The organism is Schaalia sp. JY-X159, assembly GCF_014525425.1.
Classification (GTDB): domain Bacteria; phylum Actinomycetota; class Actinomycetes; order Actinomycetales; family Actinomycetaceae; genus Scrofimicrobium.
In genome coordinates, this window is sequence record NZ_JACEXI010000001.1 from 581,036 (window position 1) to 597,722 (window position 16,687).

Sequence of the window (16,687 nt, forward strand, 5' to 3'; positions counted from 1 at the left end):
AGACACAAAGAGGAAAAGGATAGAAATGGCACAGTCCATCAAAATGCCGGCGCTAGGTGAATCAGTCACCGAAGGTACCGTCTCGGCGTGGCTTAAGAACGTGGGCGACACTGTCGAAGCCGATGAGCCGATTGTTGAGGTTGCAACTGACAAGGTCGATTCGGAAGTTCCATCCCCCATCGCGGGTGTCCTCCTTGAGATTCTTGTTCAGGAGGACGACACGGTAGAGGTCGGAACAGAGATCGCACGTGTCGGAAGCCCAGACGAGGCCGGTTCGGGTGACACTTCGGAACCCGCGGCAGCGCCAGAACCTGCTGCGGTCTCGACGCCCGAACCCGCAGCGACTGAGGAGACTTCAGCTCCACAAGCTGGCTCTTCAGTCGAGTCGACTGGGGACATCACCGAGGTAAAGATGCCCGCTCTTGGCGAATCTGTTACCGAAGGCACTGTGTCCGCCTGGCTCAAGGAGGTCGGTGACAAGGTTGATGCTGATGAGCCTATCGTTGAGGTTGCAACTGACAAGGTGGATTCAGAAGTTCCTTCGCCAGTAGAGGGATACTTGGTAGAAGTGCTTGCTGACGAGGACGATACGGTTGAGGTCGGCACCGTCATCGCTCGTATCTCTTCGACACCTGGCGGCTCGGCGCCGGCAGCACCTGCAAAGGCTGCGGCTCCGGTCGCTCAGGCAGCTCCGGCAGCACCTGTTGCTCCTTCTGCGCCACCAGCACCCATGGCGCAGCGTCCACCTGCCCCTCCTGCTCCTCCGGCTCCCCCAGCACCTCCGGCCCCTCCTGCACCGGCACCGGCTCCCGCTCCCGCTCCGCCAGCGCCCGTTGATGCTGCGGAACGCCCAAGTGACGCGCTGACCCGCGCAGCAAGTTCAGGAACCGTCGTGCCGGACGCTCCGGGTACACCCGCAGGTGCTGGCTATGTCACCCCAATTGTTCGTAAGTTCGCCAAAGACAAGGGCGTGGACTTGGCGACTGTGACGGGGACAGGCATCGGCGGAAGGATCCGCAAGGAAGATGTGGTTGCCGCCGCAGAGGCCGCAGCTACAGCAGCACCCACTGAAGCACCATCAGCACCGGTGGTAGATGCCGGTGTCTCAGGGAAGATTGAAATCTCTCCTGAAGCAGCCGCGCTGCGGGGCACAACTGAGAAGATGTCACGCCTACGGCAGACCATCGCACGTCGCATGCTTGAGTCTCTGCAGTCATCTGCACAACTCACCACGGTCTTCGAGGTTGATGTAACCCGTATCTGGAACTTGCGCGCGAAGTACAAGGGCCAGTTTGAGCAGGTACACGGCACTCGCCTCACCTTCCTTCCGTTCTTCGTCAAAGCAGCTACAGAAGCACTTGCTGCACATCCAAAGTTGAACGCAACAATCAACGGCAACGAAGTCACCTACTTTGACCATGAGAACGTAGGAATTGCCGTTGACGCTCCGAAGGGCCTGATGGTCCCGGTCATCAAGAACGCCGGTGAACAGTCGATAGCTCAGATCGCAGAATCGATCAACACGTTGGCTTCCGATGTTCGCAATGGAACTGTTGGCCCTGATCAGTTGACGGGTTCAACATTCACGATAACCAACACGGGTTCTGGTGGCGCACTGTTCGACACCCCCGTGTTGAACATGCCAGAGACTGGGATCATGGGGGTTGGCACAATCGTCAAGCGCCCGGTCGTGGTCAAGGACAGCGATGGTGGAGAGTCGGTTGCGATCCGCTCGATGGTCTACCTGTCAATCACTTACGACCACAGGCTGGTTGATGGTGCCGACGCTTCCCGTTTCCTCACCTCTGTGAAGAAGCGTCTCGAAGAGGGCAACTTTCTGCCTGACCTGCAACTTGGGTAGTGAGAGCGTGGGCCGGTTGATTCTGATGACTCAATCGGTGACATAACATACGGGGCCGGTACACAACTTATTTTGTGTACCGGCCCGCTGTGTATCCGGACCGCTGCACACCACATACGCGTGTGCCCCCAGCTACTTCATCATCCTCCCTCGACAGAGAGGATCCGAGGCGGAGCCGTTTGCACATCGAGGTGGACGACAGCGGGAGTCAGAACTCGCGGCGACTCCCCCGCCTCCTGGGGAACCGCCGCGACTGTGGCAACTACCGATACAACGTCTTCGACGCAGCGTAGAGAGTTGACTTCAACCAGGTAGGTCGGGGAAGTAAACTCTTCACCCGTTTCAGTTCGTCGAACAATGTCGGCCGCATCAATCAGAGCCAAGTCCCACCTCTGGACGCGCACCAACTCAGTGAACGCCCCCTGTTCGAGGGCCTCTCCACGAGCGTGCAACAGGTCGGCAACCAGGGTGGCTGTCTCTTCTAGTGAAGGACATGGCGGAGCATCCTCGACAGGTTTCGACGCACTTTGCGGTTCAGCACCGCGAGACCCAAACGCATTGTCTAAGACTGGGTCCACCGCTGAGTGCAATGCCCCGACAAGAACCAGCAGGAGCGCTGTAAGAGTGGTGGCGACCAGTATCGGGCGTCCTCGCAGGCGGCCCCTGGTCTGTCTCCCCCTCCCGAGCCTTATCTTCGGCAGCTCGATCGTGTCAACATCACGCTGGCTCTCCTCAACTTCTACCGACCCGCCAGCGCTCTTGTCCGACTCCGAACCGCCAGCGCCCCTGTCCACCTCCGGTCCGCCCTCGTTCTCAGTTCGAGCTCCCGCTACTCCTACGGGCTCGCTCCGACTCCCAGTTCGGCCCACGGTCCCCCAGTCTTCCGGGGTGTGACCCCAGGCTGGAGGCGAAAGGGGCACTGGCGACAGGAGCAGGACCGGCGGTCCAGCCGGGACCTCGGCCACTGCCCAACTCACAACGAGAGTTCCCGGTACTCCAGCCCCATCAAACAGAGCTCTGATCGAACCACCCCAGTCATGGACTTCCTGCCGTGTGGGAGGTCTGTGCCGCCCACTCGGGAAGTGAAGAAGTGGAGAGACCCACCCAGCTCGTGTTTCAGTGTCAAAACGGATGCGGGCCAGCCCAAACTCACTACCCGGGGGACATTTCAAGTCTGAGAGTGCCTCCCAGACGCCGAGTGTGTGCGAGGAGGACTGAGAAGAACCAGACCGGACTGGCGGAAACTCAAGCCACCTCTCGAAATCCGCCTTCCCGGTGGCACGTTCCCCACGAATGCCTATCCGGACCCAGACGACCCCGACCGGGGTAACCGCGTAGGGTTCACGAACCACCTCCTCTCCAAACATGCTCCAATCATGACTACGTTGCACACCGCGCGCCTCACGGCGCGAGCCAAACTGTGGACAACGCCGCTTCTCGCGCATTGGGGATACCCAATGGCTTGAAACTCACAGCTCACGAGGCTTCCTCAGGGCAAAAGTGCCAACTAGAATGTCTTCGGCGTCCTTTGACGCCCGCCTGCTGCGCCGCCAGACTCTTTAGAGAGCGGCCCCTGTAGGCAAGCACTCACTCAAGGAACACCTTGTCTCAGAACCCTTTTCGCGCGCTGCGCGACTACCGTGACCTTCCCCCTGCTTTCGGAACAGGCAAAATGATCTCCGCGGCTCTAGCCCGCGCTCCTTTTGCCATGCTGCCTCTCGGCATCATGACGGCCTTTACATTCTCTACCGGGGACATCGCAGTTGGCGGCCTCGCGACCGCCTTCTTCTCCATTGCGGTCGCAACCTGCTCACCACTCATCGGACGTGCGGCTGACATCTGGGGTCAACGCAGGGTTCTGCTCACAATCATGCCGATCAACGCGGTAGCACTCCTTGCTCTCTACTGGGCTGCCCTCAATAGTCCTTCCACAGCAACCATCTACCTAATCTGCTTGCTTGCGGGGCTTACGGCCTCGCCCATCGGCTCATTCACAAGGGCCCGGTGGGTGGCGATGCACCCCAAGCCACGCACTCTGATGGCAGCCTTCTCTTACGAATCAATGGCAGATGAGTTCGTCTTCGTCCTCGGACCCGCATTCGTGGGCATTGCCGCCACAGCCGCGGCCCCATCGGCCCCACTTCTCATCGCCTTCATCGTTCTTGTTCTAGCGGGATTTCCATTTGCGTTCACTGCTCCCACCGAACCGCTCGATGCGGTGTCTGGCGACGCGCCAGGAACTTCCCGCCCGTCGATTGGAAAGATCCTCGTCGCAGTTAGCCCAGCCATCATTGCTCTGATTTCCGTGGGAGCATTCTTCGGCTCATCCCAGGCAGCCGTGACAGTGCGCGCGGAGGAACTAGGCAGTGCGGGCAGCGCCGGCCTGGTATACGCGGCCATGGGAATCTCTTCTGCGTTAATGGCGTTGCTGGTCGTTGTCCTCCCTGATCGATTCAAGCTGTATGCCCGCTTCATCACGTTCTCTGTAGCGGTCAGCGCGCTCACCATAATCACGTCGTACGCGCCGTCTCTGCCTCTGACTGCCCTAGCCCTGTTCGTCGCCGGCGCATTTGTCGGACCGACGCTAGTCACTGCGTTTACCCTGGCCGAAAAGCTCACGCCCGAGGGCGGAGTGGCTGTGGCCATGACCCTCATGTCGTCATCTGTCACCGTTGGGGTCTCTCTTGGAGCCGCAATCGGCGGCAGAGTTGCCGAATCCTCTGGTTCACACAACACATTCCTCCTCAGCGCAGGAGTCATTCTTGTTGCGGGTGTAATAGGACTGATACTTAAACTAAAATCGTCAACATCAGGGCGGGACCGGGTCGCCTAATCACCTTGTAGGATTGGTTCATTATGGCAAAGAAAGAAAAGACGCCGAAAGCTGCTGGCGCCCCCAAGAAGAAGCGCTTCTACCATACGCTCGTAGACGCGTATAAAGTCGTCAAGCGAACCTACTCGTGGATAGGCATCGCACTCATTGGACTGCCCATCATCATTATTGGGCTTGGCGTCCTCTTCGGAATCCTCTGGGACCGGCCGATCTTTCTTCCAATCACTGCGGTCCTTCTTGCAGGTACTTTGGACATGGTCCTTCTTGCGTACCTGATTCGTCCCGCAATGTACCGGCAGTTGGATGGCCGCGTTGGTTCGGTTTACGCGGTAATCAGTCAGATTCGCCGTGGATGGATTATCGAGGAAGAGCCGGTTGCTGCCAATAAGTCCCAAGACGTCGTTTGGCGGATCGTAGGGCGACCTGGAATTGTTCTTATCTCCGAAGGACCGTCCAGCCGCGTCCACCAGTTGTTAGTTACCGAGAAGCGGCGCATTAGCCGTTCCATATCTAACGTTCCAATCATCTTCATTGAGGTTGGCAGGGATGAAGGTCAGGTGCCTCTACCCAAGCTCAACCGCAAGATCAATAGCTTGAAGAAGGTTCTCACAAAGCAGGAGGTGCCGGCTGTTGCCAACCGCCTCACTGCGATCGGTAACCGCGGCATTCCGATTCCCAAGGGTGTTGATCCCACGAACACGCGTGCAAACCGGAAGGCACTTCGCGGGTAGTTCGGCCTTCCGTCACCAAGCAGTTGAGTAGCAAGAGGACCCTCGCGTATGCGGGGGTCCTCTAGTGTTTTGGAGGGCCAGCCGTGGCGCGGTGGGCGCGGCCAGTGTTCCCCTTCCCACACCCATATAGTGAGACCCGATTATGTATATTATTCAACCTCGTGCATACTTTCATTTGTTCTTGTAGTTCAACTACCGACGCGCAACACCTTGGAGGCACCCAATGCGCAAGTTCCTCTCGCTGACCGCTACCGCTGCTGTCGCAGCCCTGGCCCTTGCAGCCTGCTCCGACCCTGGCACCTCAGCACCCGAAGAAGACACCACAACCCCCGAGTCCGGCGCGGCAGTCGAAGGCTTCGACGTCACGACAATCGAGCCCGTAGCCGACATCGCAGCGATGGTGCCCGACACCCTAGTCACCGCCGACCAACTGACCAACGGCGCGTCAACCGACTACCCACCCGGTGAGTTCCTCCTAGCAGATGGCAAGACCCCAACCGGCTACGACATTGACATCGTCAAGGCGCTTGCCGCAGTCATGGGTCTCTCCGATGGCGTGACCAACACCGCCGAGTTCCCCACCATCATTCCTGCGCTGGGCACCAAATTTGACATTGGTGCGTCCTCGTTCACGATCACGCCCGAACGCATCGAGCAGGCCAACATGGTTTCTTACCTCGAGGTCGGTTCGGCATTCGGCGTGGCGACAGGCAACCCCAACAACTTCACCCCCGAGGATCCCTGCGGCTTCTCAATCGGCGTGCAGAACGGCACTTTCCAGCAGGAGTACGCTGAAGAACTCTCCGCCCAGTGCGAAGCAGAAGGCAAGGAAGCAATCACCATCCAGCCCCTCTCGCTTCAGTCTGACATCACCACCAAGGTTGTCGGCGGTCAGTATGACGCAACCTTCGCAGATGCCCCCGTCATTGGGTTCGCATCCGTGCAATCCGGTGGCAAGATCGAGCAGATCGGCGACGTCATCGAGTCCGCACCCCAGGGAATCGCCATTGCAAAGTCTGACGAGCAGCTCACCGCAGCCATCCAAGCAGCAATGCAGCACCTGATGGATGAGGGCTACCTTGCGCAGATCCTCGCCGTCTACGGCGCTGAAGGCTCAGCCCTCACCCAGGCCCGAGTCAACCCTGAGGTTTAGAAAGCATCTATTCAATGAGCCCCTCAACCGGACCCGTTGACCTCATCCACGCCCGGCCGGTCCCCCGGCCGGGTCGCTGGCTGGGAGCAGCCGTTGTCGCTGTCCTAGTGGCGATGGCGATCAACGCCCTCATCACAAACCCCGCCTGGCAATGGCACCTAGTTGGCCAGTGGATCTTCTCAAAGTCCATCATGACGGGTGTTCTCTACACCCTGCTACTCACCGTCGGCGCCATGCTACTTGGCACAGTCCTTGCAATCACCATGGCCGTGATGCGCCAGTCCACGAACCCCATCCTGCGCTATGTCGCAACCTTCTACATCTGGTTCTTCCGTGGCACCCCGGTCTACACGCAACTAATCTTCTGGTCGCTGCTTCCCGTCCTCTACCCGCAACTCTCCATAGGTATTCCCTTCGGCTATGAGTTCGTTCAGTTCAACACGCTGACCCTCATCACTCCCCTGTGGATGGCCGTCCTCGGCCTCGGTTTCAACGAGGGCGCCTACCTAGCAGAGATCATTCGCGCGGGCATCAACTCCGTTGACAAGGGGCAACGTGAAGCAGCGCAGGCCCTGGGAATGTCCAACGCCCAAATCATGGCGCGCATCATCCTCCCTCAAGCCATGCGCGTGATCATGCCGCCGCTTGGCAACGAAACGATCTCGATGCTCAAGACCACCTCCCTGGTCTCCGCTATCCCCTTCACGTTGGAACTGACCTACCAGGCTTCAAACATTGGCCAACGCCTCTTTGCCCCCATCCCACTGCTTGTGAGCGCGGCGATCTGGTATCTGGTGATCACTTCCATCCTCATGGTTGTGCAGCACTACATTGAGTCCTACTACGGTCGCGGATTTGATTTCGAAACCGGTGAAAAGAAGCTCACCGCCAAGCAGAAGTCAATTTCCGAGGCCGATCCCGGCCAATCCAACATGTTCCTGGACGTGACACCATGACAAAGGCACCAGACGGCGAACCCATGGTGAAGGCACGCGGCGTGCACAAGTTCTTTGGGGACCTGCACGTCCTCAGGGGCGTCGACCTCACCGTTAAGCCGGGCGAAGTGTGCGTCATCCTGGGTCCCTCAGGGTCCGGCAAATCCACACTTCTGCGCTGCATCAACGAGCTTGAAACCATCTCAGCCGGCCGCATCTGGGTAGATGGCGAGTTGATGGGATTCCGCACCACCACTGGCAGAGAGGGGCAGGAAATCCTGCACCGTCTCAAGGACTCAACCATCGCCAAGCAACGCAGTCGCATCGGCATGGTTTTCCAGCGCTTCAACCTGTTCCCGCACCGCACCGCCCTCGAAAATGTCACCGAAGCACCGATCAACGTCAAGAAGGTGCCCAAGAAGGCTGCCAGGAAGCGCGCTTCCGAACTCCTGGAACGCGTTGGCCTTTCCGACCGGAGCGACCACTACCCAAGCCAGCTTTCAGGTGGACAACAGCAACGCGTGGCAATTGCTCGCGCAATGGCGATGGATCCTGAACTGATGCTGTTCGACGAACCCACCTCCGCCCTCGACCCAGAACTTGTTGGCGAAGTTCTGGCGGTTATCCAGGATCTGGCTCAATCAGGAATGACCATGGTTGTCGTCACCCACGAGGTCGGGTTTGCACGCCAAGTCGCCGACCAGGTGGTGTTCATGGACGAGGGCGTCATCGTTGAGCGCGGCACGCCCGAACAGGTCATCGATAACCCTCGCGAGGCCCGCACCCAGGAGTTCTTCTCCAAAGTTCTCTAAACCAGACAAACGTGGGGGTTGTGTTGACCAAGAAAATGCTCAACACAACCCCCACATCACTCGGAAGTAAGTGCTACTCCGACTTTGTCTTACCGCTGAACCCCTCAGTCACCGCATTCAGCGCCGCGGTGAGCTCCGTTGGGAGAACCCAAATCTTCGAGGCCGTACCGTTGGCAATGTTGGGCAGTACCCTCAGGTACTCATATGACAACAGATCCGGGGTGGGCCTGCCCTCATGGATTGCCGTAAACACTGTGTCAATAGCTTTCGCTTCACCGTCTGCCCGGGTCACGGCCGCTTCGGCAGCGCCTTGGGCCTGAAGGATAGCCGACTGCTTCTCACCTTCTGCGCGCAGAATCTGCGACTGGCGCACGCCCTCGGCCTGCAAGATGGTGGCTCGCTTGTCGCGATCGGCGCGCAACTGCTGCTCCATGGCTTGCTGAATGGTTGGAGGCGGATCAATGGACTTCAGCTCAACACGGTTGATGCGAATCCCCCACTTGCCCGTCGCCTCATCAAGGACGCCACGTAACCGCGCGTTGATCTCATCACGGCTGGTCAAAGTCTGTTCCAGATCCATTGAACCAATGACGTTACGCAGGGTGGTGATCGTCAGCTGCTCGATCGCAGTAATGTAATCAGCGATTTCGTAGGTGGCGGCCATCGGGTCATTGACCTGGTAGTAGATCACCGAGTCGATCGACACCACGACGTTGTCCGCGGTGATGACCGGCTGTGGCTGAAAGGTTGTCACCTGTTCGCGTAGATCAACGCGTGCGGCAACCCGGTCCACGAATGGGATCAGCAGGTGCAGTCCCGCATACATGACAGAGTGGAACTTCCCGAGGCGTTCAACCACAAGTGCCCTCGACTGAGGAACTACCTGGATCGCCCGGACAACGACGACGACGACCAGGAGAATGAGTAGTAGTAGAACGATGGTTACCCAAAGTGATGAGTCCATTTTTTCCTTCCGCGCTCACTGTGAACGCTGCAACTTAGACACGGCAGGGAAAAACCCCGCCGCTAGTTAATCGTTGGGGGGCTCGCGGTCCGGAGGGGTTGGGACAGGTTCGTCAGAGGGCCCAACAACCGCGGTAGCACCCTCGATGCCAACTACGGTCACCTGGCTGCCAACCGGGAACACTCTCCCGTCCAAGCTTCGAGCCGACCAGATGCCACCCTCGAGGCGAACTCGCCCCTCACTGCCCATAAGTGGAGCCGTCACAACCGCACGCTTGCCAACCAAGCCCTGGGCGTTTGTTGCTATGTTTGGAGTTGACTTCTGGAGCAGATTACGCGCCCACGGCCTCACAAAAGCAAGGAGCAGAATAGAAACGCCGACGAAAACGCCAAGCTGTATCCAGAATGAACCACCTACTGCCCCCGCACCACCAGCTGCGAGAGCCGCCAAAGCCAAGGTGAGGAAGAACAAGTCAACCGTTGCCAACTCAACGATCCCAAGGAGAAGTGCTGCACCAATCCAGATTAACCAGCCCATGCCTACCCCTCACCGTGCGTTGAACGTACTCTCCTTAGCCTACCGCACCCGAAAAGACGCCTAGCGGGCGCGGGCCCACCACCGTTCGTCCTCGTGCGTCACCTCAAGGGGCAAACCAAACGCCTCAGAAAGCCCCTGCGACGTCAAGACCTCACTGATCGGACCGGCTTTCATGACTTCCCCACCAACGATGAGGGCGGCGTGGGTGAAGCCCGGCGCAATCTCTTCAATCTCATGGGTGATGAGCAAGACCGACGGGGCGTTGCGCCCCGCCATGATCTCAGACAGGGCCAAGACCAATGTCTCACGCGCTCCCAGATCAAGGCCCGCGGTTGGTTCGTCAAGAATGACAATCTCTGGGTCCGGCATCAGAGCTCGAGCAATCGACACCCTCTGCCTCTCGCCCTCGGACAGCGTGCTAAATCGACGGTCAGCAAGATTGCCGACCCCAAGCGCAGCCAACAGATCGTTCGCACGTTGCCGATCAGCGTCCTCGTACTCTTCCCCAAACTGGACCGTCTGGCCCCAACCCGCGGCCAAAACAATGTCGGCGGCGGTATCAGCCCCTGAGACTCGGTCGCGGGTCTCTTGTGAAGCGACCCCAACGCGAGACGCGATGTACGTTGCATCTTCACCCGAAGTATCAACGCCGAGGACGCTCGCGGAGCCAGTGGTTGGATAATCACGAGCCGCGACTAGGCGAGCCAACGTTGTCTTACCCGCGCCGTTTGGCCCCAGCAGCACCCAGTTCTCACCGGGTTCCACCTTGAAACTTACGTTATTGAGGATTTCGGTTCGACCCCGCTTGAAAGAGACTTCCCGAAGATCGATGAGGGGCTGCATATTTGGTGAAACCACCTATTTCACTAGCGTCTTGTACAGTTCTACAGTTTGTTCGCCGATGGCCTGCCAGGAGAACTTCTCTCTGGCCCGCTCCAGTCCCGCCTGCCCCATCTTCTTGGCAAGGGCGGGATTCTCGAGGAGTTCCGTCAGTTTCTCAGCAAAATCCGCCTCAAACTTTTGCGGATTAAGCGGTGTTCCCGTCCCATCCTGCATCTGTTCGATAGGTACAAGGTACCCCGTTTCACCGTCCACGATCACATCGGGGATACCACCCGTCGCGGTCCCCACCACGGGGAGCTCCATCGCCATGGCCTCAAGATTGACGATCCCTAAGGGTTCATAGATCGAGGGCGTTGCGAAGACATCAGACCCGGAGAGGATCGCTTTTACTTCCTCATTGGGCAGCATTTCGGAAATGTTGATGACGCCCGTGCGCTTCTCCTGCAGCTTCTTGACGAGGCCGTCGACCTCCGCGGCAATTTCCGGGGTGTCCGGGGCCCCTGCAAGAAGGACGATCTGCACGCCATCGGGCAGTAGTTCGCATGCACGAAGGAAGCCGGGCAGTCCCTTCTGCCTTGTTATCCGCCCAACGAAAACCACAGTGGGACGGTCCGGGTCCATCCCGTGCTTCTCCCGAATCGCGGCTGCCCGTTCAAGTGCTTCCTCGCCCACGGGCCTGTGCCACTTGTTCAAATCGATTCCGTTGTGGATGACATGGACACGGCTCTCCTCAACCTCCGGGTACGACTTGAGAATGTCAGCCTTCATGCCGTTAGAAACCGCGACGATAGCATCAGCATTCTCATACGCGACCCTCTCAACAAAGGAGGAAACGCGATACCCGCCACCCAACTGTTCAATTTTCCACGGCCGCAGTGGCTCCAAGGAGTGGGCCGAAATCACCAAGGGGATGTCGTAGAGGAGTTTGGAAAGATATCCGGCCATGCAGGCATACCACGTGTGAGCGTGGACCAGGTCCGAGCCCTCCACGCCCTCGAGCATTTCAAGGTTCACCCCGAGAGTCTGGATAGCGGCATTGGCTTCCGAGAGTTCAGGAAGGTTGGCATACCCGATTACCCCCGCTTCCGACCCGACCTCACCCGGGGTGCGCGGTCCATCGAAGGCCTCCACACGTAGGTCGACAAGGTTGCGAAGAACACGTGCCAACTCTTCGACGTGCACACCTGCACCGCCGTAAACAAAGGGGGGATACTCACGGGTTAACAAGTCTACGCGCATTGCTGAAATCCTTAATCCGGCGGGACGGGCCACACCCTTGGGCCCAGCTACCAGCATACCTAGCGCCGCCCTCGAAACCGTGAAATACCGAGCCGCGAAAGAAGAAATGCCGAGTTGCGAAGGAAATGGGGTCAAGAAGTCTTGCGACACTGCAAAAATAGCTCCCAGGTCTGAAACAGACGGTAGGCTATGACGCATGGCGATGAAGCGAACTCTGGCAATTGTGTTGGCAGGCGGCGAAGGCAAACGGCTGATGCCCCTTACTGAGGACCGCGCGAAACCAGCGGTCCCCTTTGGCGGTAGCTACCGCCTCATTGACTTCTCTCTTTCAAATATGGTCAACTCCGGCTATCTGAAGATAGTGGTCCTCACGCAGTACAAATCCCACTCCCTAGACACTCACATCGCGCGCTCGTGGCGCCTGTCGGGCCTGCTGGGTAACTTTGTGGCACCAATGCCGGCCCAGCAAAGACGCGGGCCCCACTGGTACCTCGGCTCAGCGGACGCGATTTACCAGTCCTTGAACATTGTTTACGATGAGCGCCCCGACTACGTCGTTATCACCGGCGCCGACAACATCTACCGTATGGACTTCAGCCAGATGGTGGAGTACCACATTGCTTCCGGCGCACCCGCCACGATTGCGGGGATCCGCCAGCCCATCGAACTTGCCGATCAGTTTGGTGTCATCAAAGAGAAAGATGGCATGGTCGATGAGTTCCTGGAGAAGCCGAAGAACGCTGAGGGCCTAGAGGACGACCCCAGTGTCGTCCTCGCATCCATGGGCAACTATGTCTTCAACACTTCGGCGTTGATTGAGGCACTGCGGAAAGATGCCGCAAACCCCGACTCAAAGCACGACATGGGCGGGGACATCGTCCCCTACTTCGTCGACCGTGGCGAATGCGCTGTCTACGACTTCAAGGACAACGTGGTGCCCGGGTCAACAGAGCGCGACCGCAGCTACTGGCGTGACGTCGGCACACTGGACGCCTACTACGACGCAAATATGGACCTCATCAGTGTCGTCCCAATCTTCAACCTCTACAACTACGACTGGCCATTGCTAACCGGCCAAGCCGACGCGTTGCCACCGGCAAAGTTTGTTCACGGCGACCAGGGTTCACGCATGGGTCACGCTGTCGACTCGCTGGTTTCCGAGGCCGTAATCGTCTCGGGCGCCGAAGTCTCCCGTTCGGTGCTCTCCCCCAAGGTGGCTGTCCATTCGTGGGCGCAGGTCTCCGACTCGGTGATCATGCACAACACCATCATCAACCGCAGGGCACGCATCAACCGCGCCATTGTGGACAAGAATGTTGTGGTCGAAGAGAATGCGTCGATCGGATTCGACCGGGAACTGGACCTGAGCCGCGGGTTCACCGTTACTGAGTCCGGCATCACAGTCGTCCCGAAGGATGCCATCGTCACCGCATAATCAGTTGAACTTTGTAACCTAGGACCATGAGTCCACAAGAAGCGGTCGTTCCCGCAGCACATAGCGGGGCGGCCGCTTTTCCTTGCCCCCAGTCCTGGCTTTTGTACGAGGGCGAAGTTCCTCTTGCACTTTCTAAGGTCGCCGCCACGGGGCGAGGCTGGTGGTCTGTTGAGGCATCCGCCCTCGAACAAATCCACGTCCCCGCTGAACGGCTGGAACCGGTCGGGCGCTCGTGTGTTGGGCCCAAACTGGCAAATACCTTCCCGACCCTGGTCATGACAGATGCGGACTCGACCCTCCTTGAGGGTGAGGTCATCGATGAGTTGGCGGAACTTGCCGGGGTACGCGACGAGGTCGAAGCAATCACCGCTGCGGCAATGCGCGGCGAAATCGACTTTTCCCAGTCTTTGCGCCGACGTGTCAATCTGCTGGCCGGATTGCCTGCAACAGCGATCGAGGACGTCGGGGCAAGTCTCTCCCTTATGCCCGGGGCCGGTGACCTGATTATCTGGGCACATGAGGTGGGCGCAAAATTCGGTGTAGTCTCGGGTGGCTTCGCGGAGGTGTTGGGCCCTCTGGCTGATGCCCTCGGCATCGATTTCCTCCTGGCCAACCGCCTTGAGGTTCACGGCGGTGTGCTGACCGGACGCACTGTTGGCCCGGTGGTAGATGCGCGGGCCAAAGTTGACGCACTCAACACCTGGAGTGGCGGGCAGCCCGGACTTGTGGTCGCGGCCGGGGATGGCTCGAACGATATTGCCATGCTTCGGAGTGCGGGAGTGGGTGTTGCGTTTTGCGCGAAACCGGCCGTGCGTGAAGCGACTTCAAGCAGGCTTGACCTGCGAAGACTCGATGCAGTGGTCGGGCTTCTGGGCCACAGTCTTCCCTAGTGGCGGACGTGGACGAAGTCCGCCAGGATCGCACAGTGGGAATGCCACTCTTTCCAATCGCGCTCCCACTCCACAACAGCCGCTGAACCGGTCGGCATCCCCATCTCAACCTCGGACGCCTGCCCCTCCTTCGTAAGTAACACCGCAAGCGATGACACGGTTGGCTCGTGGCCAACCAGGATGGAAGTGGTCCCGTTCGACCCCATGCGCACCGCTTCCATCATCTGCATTGATGAGCCACTATAAATGACTTCATCCGTGATAACTTCCGGCATCGTTTCTTCCGTGAGCCCGGCGCCCTTGGCCATGTTCTGCCAGGTTTCCTGCGCCCTGAGGGCAGGGGAAACGAACACCGTGTCTGCCGCCTTGATCACTGCGGATAACTTGCGTCCCAGTTCCTGGGCCTGGGCACGCCCCGAATCTGCGAGTGGGCGTTTGGCGTCTGTTCCTGGAGAATAGGAAACGGCTTTTGCGTGGCGAACTATAACGACTCTGTGTGTGGACATGACGCTATTGTAGTGGTTGGCATCCGTTGGGAAGGAAGTGCGCGATGGCTCTGGGCCGTGGACCAAAAGACCTGGTGTGCTCTAATCGGGGATGCGAAAATGCGGCAACCTTTGCGATCACCTGGTCTAACCCCACGCTACCGTTCGGGCGCCCCAAAAACTGGTTGACCTGCGATGAACACCGCGTCACCCTAGAGAAGTATCTGGGCTACCGTGACTTTCCGCAGAGCACAAGGCCGCTCGCGGAGTTCCTGGCTTCCCAGCAGCCACTAGAGTCGAAGTCCACCGGAATAGGACTGGACGAGGACGAAACGCTCTAGCGCACCTCCACCAGTTCCAGGTAGCTGTCATCCCACAGGTCTTCGTCGCCATCCGGCAGAAGCAGGACACGGTCCGGGTGCAGCGCCGACACCGCTCCAGGGTCGTGGCTGACGAGGACAACTGCGCCCTCGAACGAATCCAGCGCAGCAAGCACCTCTTCGCGTGATGCGGGATCCAGGTTGTTGGTCGGCTCATCAAGCAGGAGTACGTTGGCGGCTGAAACAACCAGGGTGGCAAGCGCAAGCCGTGTCTTCTCCCCACCGGAGAGAACCCCTACCGGTTTCTGGATGTCGTCGGCGGCGAAGAGGAACTGCCCCAGGACGGACCGCAACTGCGTGTCATCCAGCTCGGGGGCCGCAGAACGCATGTTTTCTTCCACGGTCCGCTGCGGATCCAGGGTTTCATGCTCCTGAGCGTAATACCCAAGCTTCAACCCGTACCCGGGCACGACCTCGCCCAAATCAGGGGTTTCAAGGCCGGCAAGAATGCGCAGAAGTGTGGTTTTACCCGCGCCGTTCTCACCGAGGATAACGACTTTCGCCCCGCGGTCAATCGCCAGGTCAACGTCGGTGAAAACCTCTAGGGAGCCGTAAGACTTCGAGAGGTGTTCCGCCGTCAAAGGCACCTTGCCACAGGGGGCAGGGTCTGGGAAGCGAAGCCTCGCAACCTTCTCAGCTGCCCGTTCCTGCCCGGCTGCCTCGCGAAGTTCAGCAGCTCTGCGCAACATCTGCTGGGCGGCCACAGCCTTAGTGGCTTTAGCCCGCATCTTGGTGCCCTGAGCTTCCAGTACCTCTGCCTTTCGCAGTGCATTCTGGCGTTCTTTACGGCGGCGGCGCTCATCGTCCGCCCTCGTCTTCAGGTAGGCGTCCCAGCCCATCCGGTAGATCTCAATCTCCGCGCGGTTAGCATCCAGGTAAAACACCTGATTGACGACGTCTCTAACCAAACCGACGTCGTGACTGATGACAATAAGTGCACCCGAGTATGTTTTCAGCCAGTCCCGCAGCCAGATGATGGAGTCGTGATCCAAGTGGTTGGTTGGCTCATCTAGAAGCAACGTGTCTGCTTCAGAAAAGAGCACCCGTGACAGTTCAACGCGGCGGCGCTGTCCGCCGGAAAGAGTGTGGAGGGGCTGGGCAAGGATGCGTTCATCCAGCTTGAGGGCAGAAGCGATTTGGGCCGCTTGAGCGTTGGCTGCCCAACCGCCCTTTTGGGTGAACTCCTCGTCAAGGCGCACGTAGCGTTCCATTGCCTTGACCTGTTTGGCGCCGGTGGCTGTGGACATTTCACGTTCAGCCTTGCGGATACGGTTCAGAAGTGCGTCAATGCCTCGGACGGAGAGAATACGTTCCTGGGCGGTTTGCTCCAGGTCACCCTCAGTTGTGTCCTGGGGCAAGTAGCCGATCTCACCTGTGCGACTGATTTTCCCTGTCGACTCAGCCGACCCGTTGTCCGGTTCACCCGCAAGAAGGCGCATCATGGTGGTTTTTCCTGCGCCATTTCGACCCACCAGGCCAACCCGTGCACCAGCGCCCACAGAAAAAGAGACCTGATTAATCAGTTCTCTAGCACCAATACGGAGAGAAAAATCTTGGACGCTTATCACCACGTGATTCTACCGAAGACA

The 16,687-nt window shown here is 58.8% G+C and carries 16 protein-coding genes; 9 read left to right on the plus strand and 7 right to left on the minus strand.

Translation table 11 applies throughout. The annotated features are described in order from the left end of the window. Positions 1 to 25: 25 nt before the first annotated feature. Positions 26 to 1,861 carry a 2-oxoglutarate dehydrogenase, E2 component, dihydrolipoamide succinyltransferase gene (gene sucB / locus IDL90_RS02605; RefSeq protein WP_182142486.1) on the plus strand — a complete coding sequence of 612 codons (1,836 nt, stop codon included), beginning with the start codon at positions 26 to 28 and terminating at the stop codon, positions 1,859 to 1,861. A gap of 140 nt (positions 1,862 to 2,001) precedes the next feature. Here sucB and IDL90_RS02610 read toward each other — a convergent pair whose 3' ends face one another. After that, positions 2,002 to 2,838: a hypothetical protein gene (locus IDL90_RS02610; protein WP_187994221.1), complete on the minus strand. Its 837-nt coding sequence runs from the start codon at positions 2,836 to 2,838 to the stop codon at positions 2,002 to 2,004. Positions 2,839 to 3,464: 626 nt separating this feature from the next. Between IDL90_RS02610 and IDL90_RS02615 the strand changes: the two genes are divergently transcribed. The 5 genes from IDL90_RS02615 to IDL90_RS02635 all read left to right on the plus strand — a co-directional run bounded on the left by IDL90_RS02615 (position 3,465) and on the right by IDL90_RS02635 (position 8,325). Next, a complete protein-coding gene (locus IDL90_RS02615) occupies positions 3,465 to 4,694 on the plus strand; it encodes an MFS transporter (RefSeq protein WP_187994222.1) in 1,230 nt (409 codons plus the stop codon). Positions 4,695 to 4,717: 23 nt separating this feature from the next. After that, on the plus strand, positions 4,718 to 5,425 hold the full coding sequence (locus tag IDL90_RS02620) for a DUF4191 domain-containing protein (RefSeq protein WP_187994223.1): 708 nt from the start codon (positions 4,718 to 4,720) through the stop codon (positions 5,423 to 5,425). A 223-nt stretch (positions 5,426 to 5,648) separates the two neighbouring features. Then, entirely contained in the window at positions 5,649 to 6,578 is a 930-nt protein-coding gene (locus tag IDL90_RS02625) for an ABC transporter substrate-binding protein (RefSeq protein WP_187994224.1), read from the plus strand. 14 nt (positions 6,579 to 6,592) lie between these two features. Next, positions 6,593 to 7,534, plus strand: a complete 942-nt coding sequence (locus tag IDL90_RS02630; RefSeq protein WP_182142481.1) for an amino acid ABC transporter permease — start codon at positions 6,593 to 6,595, stop codon at positions 7,532 to 7,534. Next, a complete protein-coding gene (locus IDL90_RS02635) occupies positions 7,531 to 8,325 on the plus strand; it encodes an amino acid ABC transporter ATP-binding protein (RefSeq protein ID WP_310649246.1) in 795 nt (264 codons plus the stop codon). Before IDL90_RS02630 ends, IDL90_RS02635 begins: the two co-directional genes overlap by 4 nt. Positions 8,326 to 8,398: 73 nt before the next feature. On the opposite strand, the gene IDL90_RS02640 is transcribed toward IDL90_RS02635, so the two are convergent. The 4 genes from IDL90_RS02640 to glgA form a co-directional block, all read right to left on the minus strand. Continuing rightward, positions 8,399 to 9,289, minus strand: coding sequence for an SPFH domain-containing protein (locus IDL90_RS02640; RefSeq protein WP_187994225.1), 891 nt, complete (start codon positions 9,287 to 9,289; stop codon positions 8,399 to 8,401). 66 nt (positions 9,290 to 9,355) lie between these two features. After that, a complete protein-coding gene (locus IDL90_RS02645) occupies positions 9,356 to 9,826 on the minus strand; it encodes an NfeD family protein (protein ID WP_187994226.1) in 471 nt (156 codons plus the stop codon). 60 nt (positions 9,827 to 9,886) lie between these two features. Continuing rightward, the gene (locus IDL90_RS02650) at positions 9,887 to 10,684 is read right to left on the minus strand and encodes an ABC transporter ATP-binding protein (protein ID WP_259349584.1); all 798 of its coding nucleotides are present in this window, start codon (positions 10,682 to 10,684) and stop codon (positions 9,887 to 9,889) included. Further along, positions 10,685 to 11,908 (minus strand): glycogen synthase, encoded by a 1,224-nt coding sequence (glgA, locus tag IDL90_RS02655; protein WP_187994316.1) that lies wholly within the window; start codon positions 11,906 to 11,908, stop codon positions 10,685 to 10,687. A gap of 196 nt (positions 11,909 to 12,104) precedes the next feature. Between glgA and glgC the strand changes: the two genes are divergently transcribed. Together glgC and serB are read left to right on the plus strand one after the other, a co-directional pair. Next, a complete protein-coding gene (glgC, locus tag IDL90_RS02660; RefSeq protein ID WP_182142477.1) occupies positions 12,105 to 13,343 on the plus strand; it encodes a glucose-1-phosphate adenylyltransferase in 1,239 nt (412 codons plus the stop codon). Between the two features lie 26 nt (positions 13,344 to 13,369). After that, positions 13,370 to 14,233, plus strand: coding sequence for a phosphoserine phosphatase SerB (gene serB, locus IDL90_RS02665; RefSeq protein ID WP_262508954.1), 864 nt, complete (start codon positions 13,370 to 13,372; stop codon positions 14,231 to 14,233). On the opposite strand, the gene IDL90_RS02670 is transcribed toward serB, so the two are convergent. After that, positions 14,230 to 14,739: a histidine phosphatase family protein gene (locus IDL90_RS02670; RefSeq protein ID WP_187994227.1), complete on the minus strand. Its 510-nt coding sequence runs from the start codon at positions 14,737 to 14,739 to the stop codon at positions 14,230 to 14,232. The genes serB and IDL90_RS02670 overlap by 4 nt on opposite strands. Before the next feature lie 44 nt (positions 14,740 to 14,783). Between IDL90_RS02670 and IDL90_RS02675 the strand changes: the two genes are divergently transcribed. Then, positions 14,784 to 15,059 carry a hypothetical protein gene (locus IDL90_RS02675; protein ID WP_182142475.1) on the plus strand — a complete coding sequence of 92 codons (276 nt, stop codon included), beginning with the start codon at positions 14,784 to 14,786 and terminating at the stop codon, positions 15,057 to 15,059. Here the strand turns inward: IDL90_RS02675 and IDL90_RS02680 are convergent. Beyond that, complete coding sequence (locus IDL90_RS02680; RefSeq protein ID WP_182142474.1) at positions 15,056 to 16,666, minus strand: ABC-F family ATP-binding cassette domain-containing protein; 1,611 nt, start codon at positions 16,664 to 16,666, stop codon at positions 15,056 to 15,058. The genes IDL90_RS02675 and IDL90_RS02680 overlap by 4 nt on opposite strands. Positions 16,667 to 16,687 lie beyond the last annotated feature (21 nt).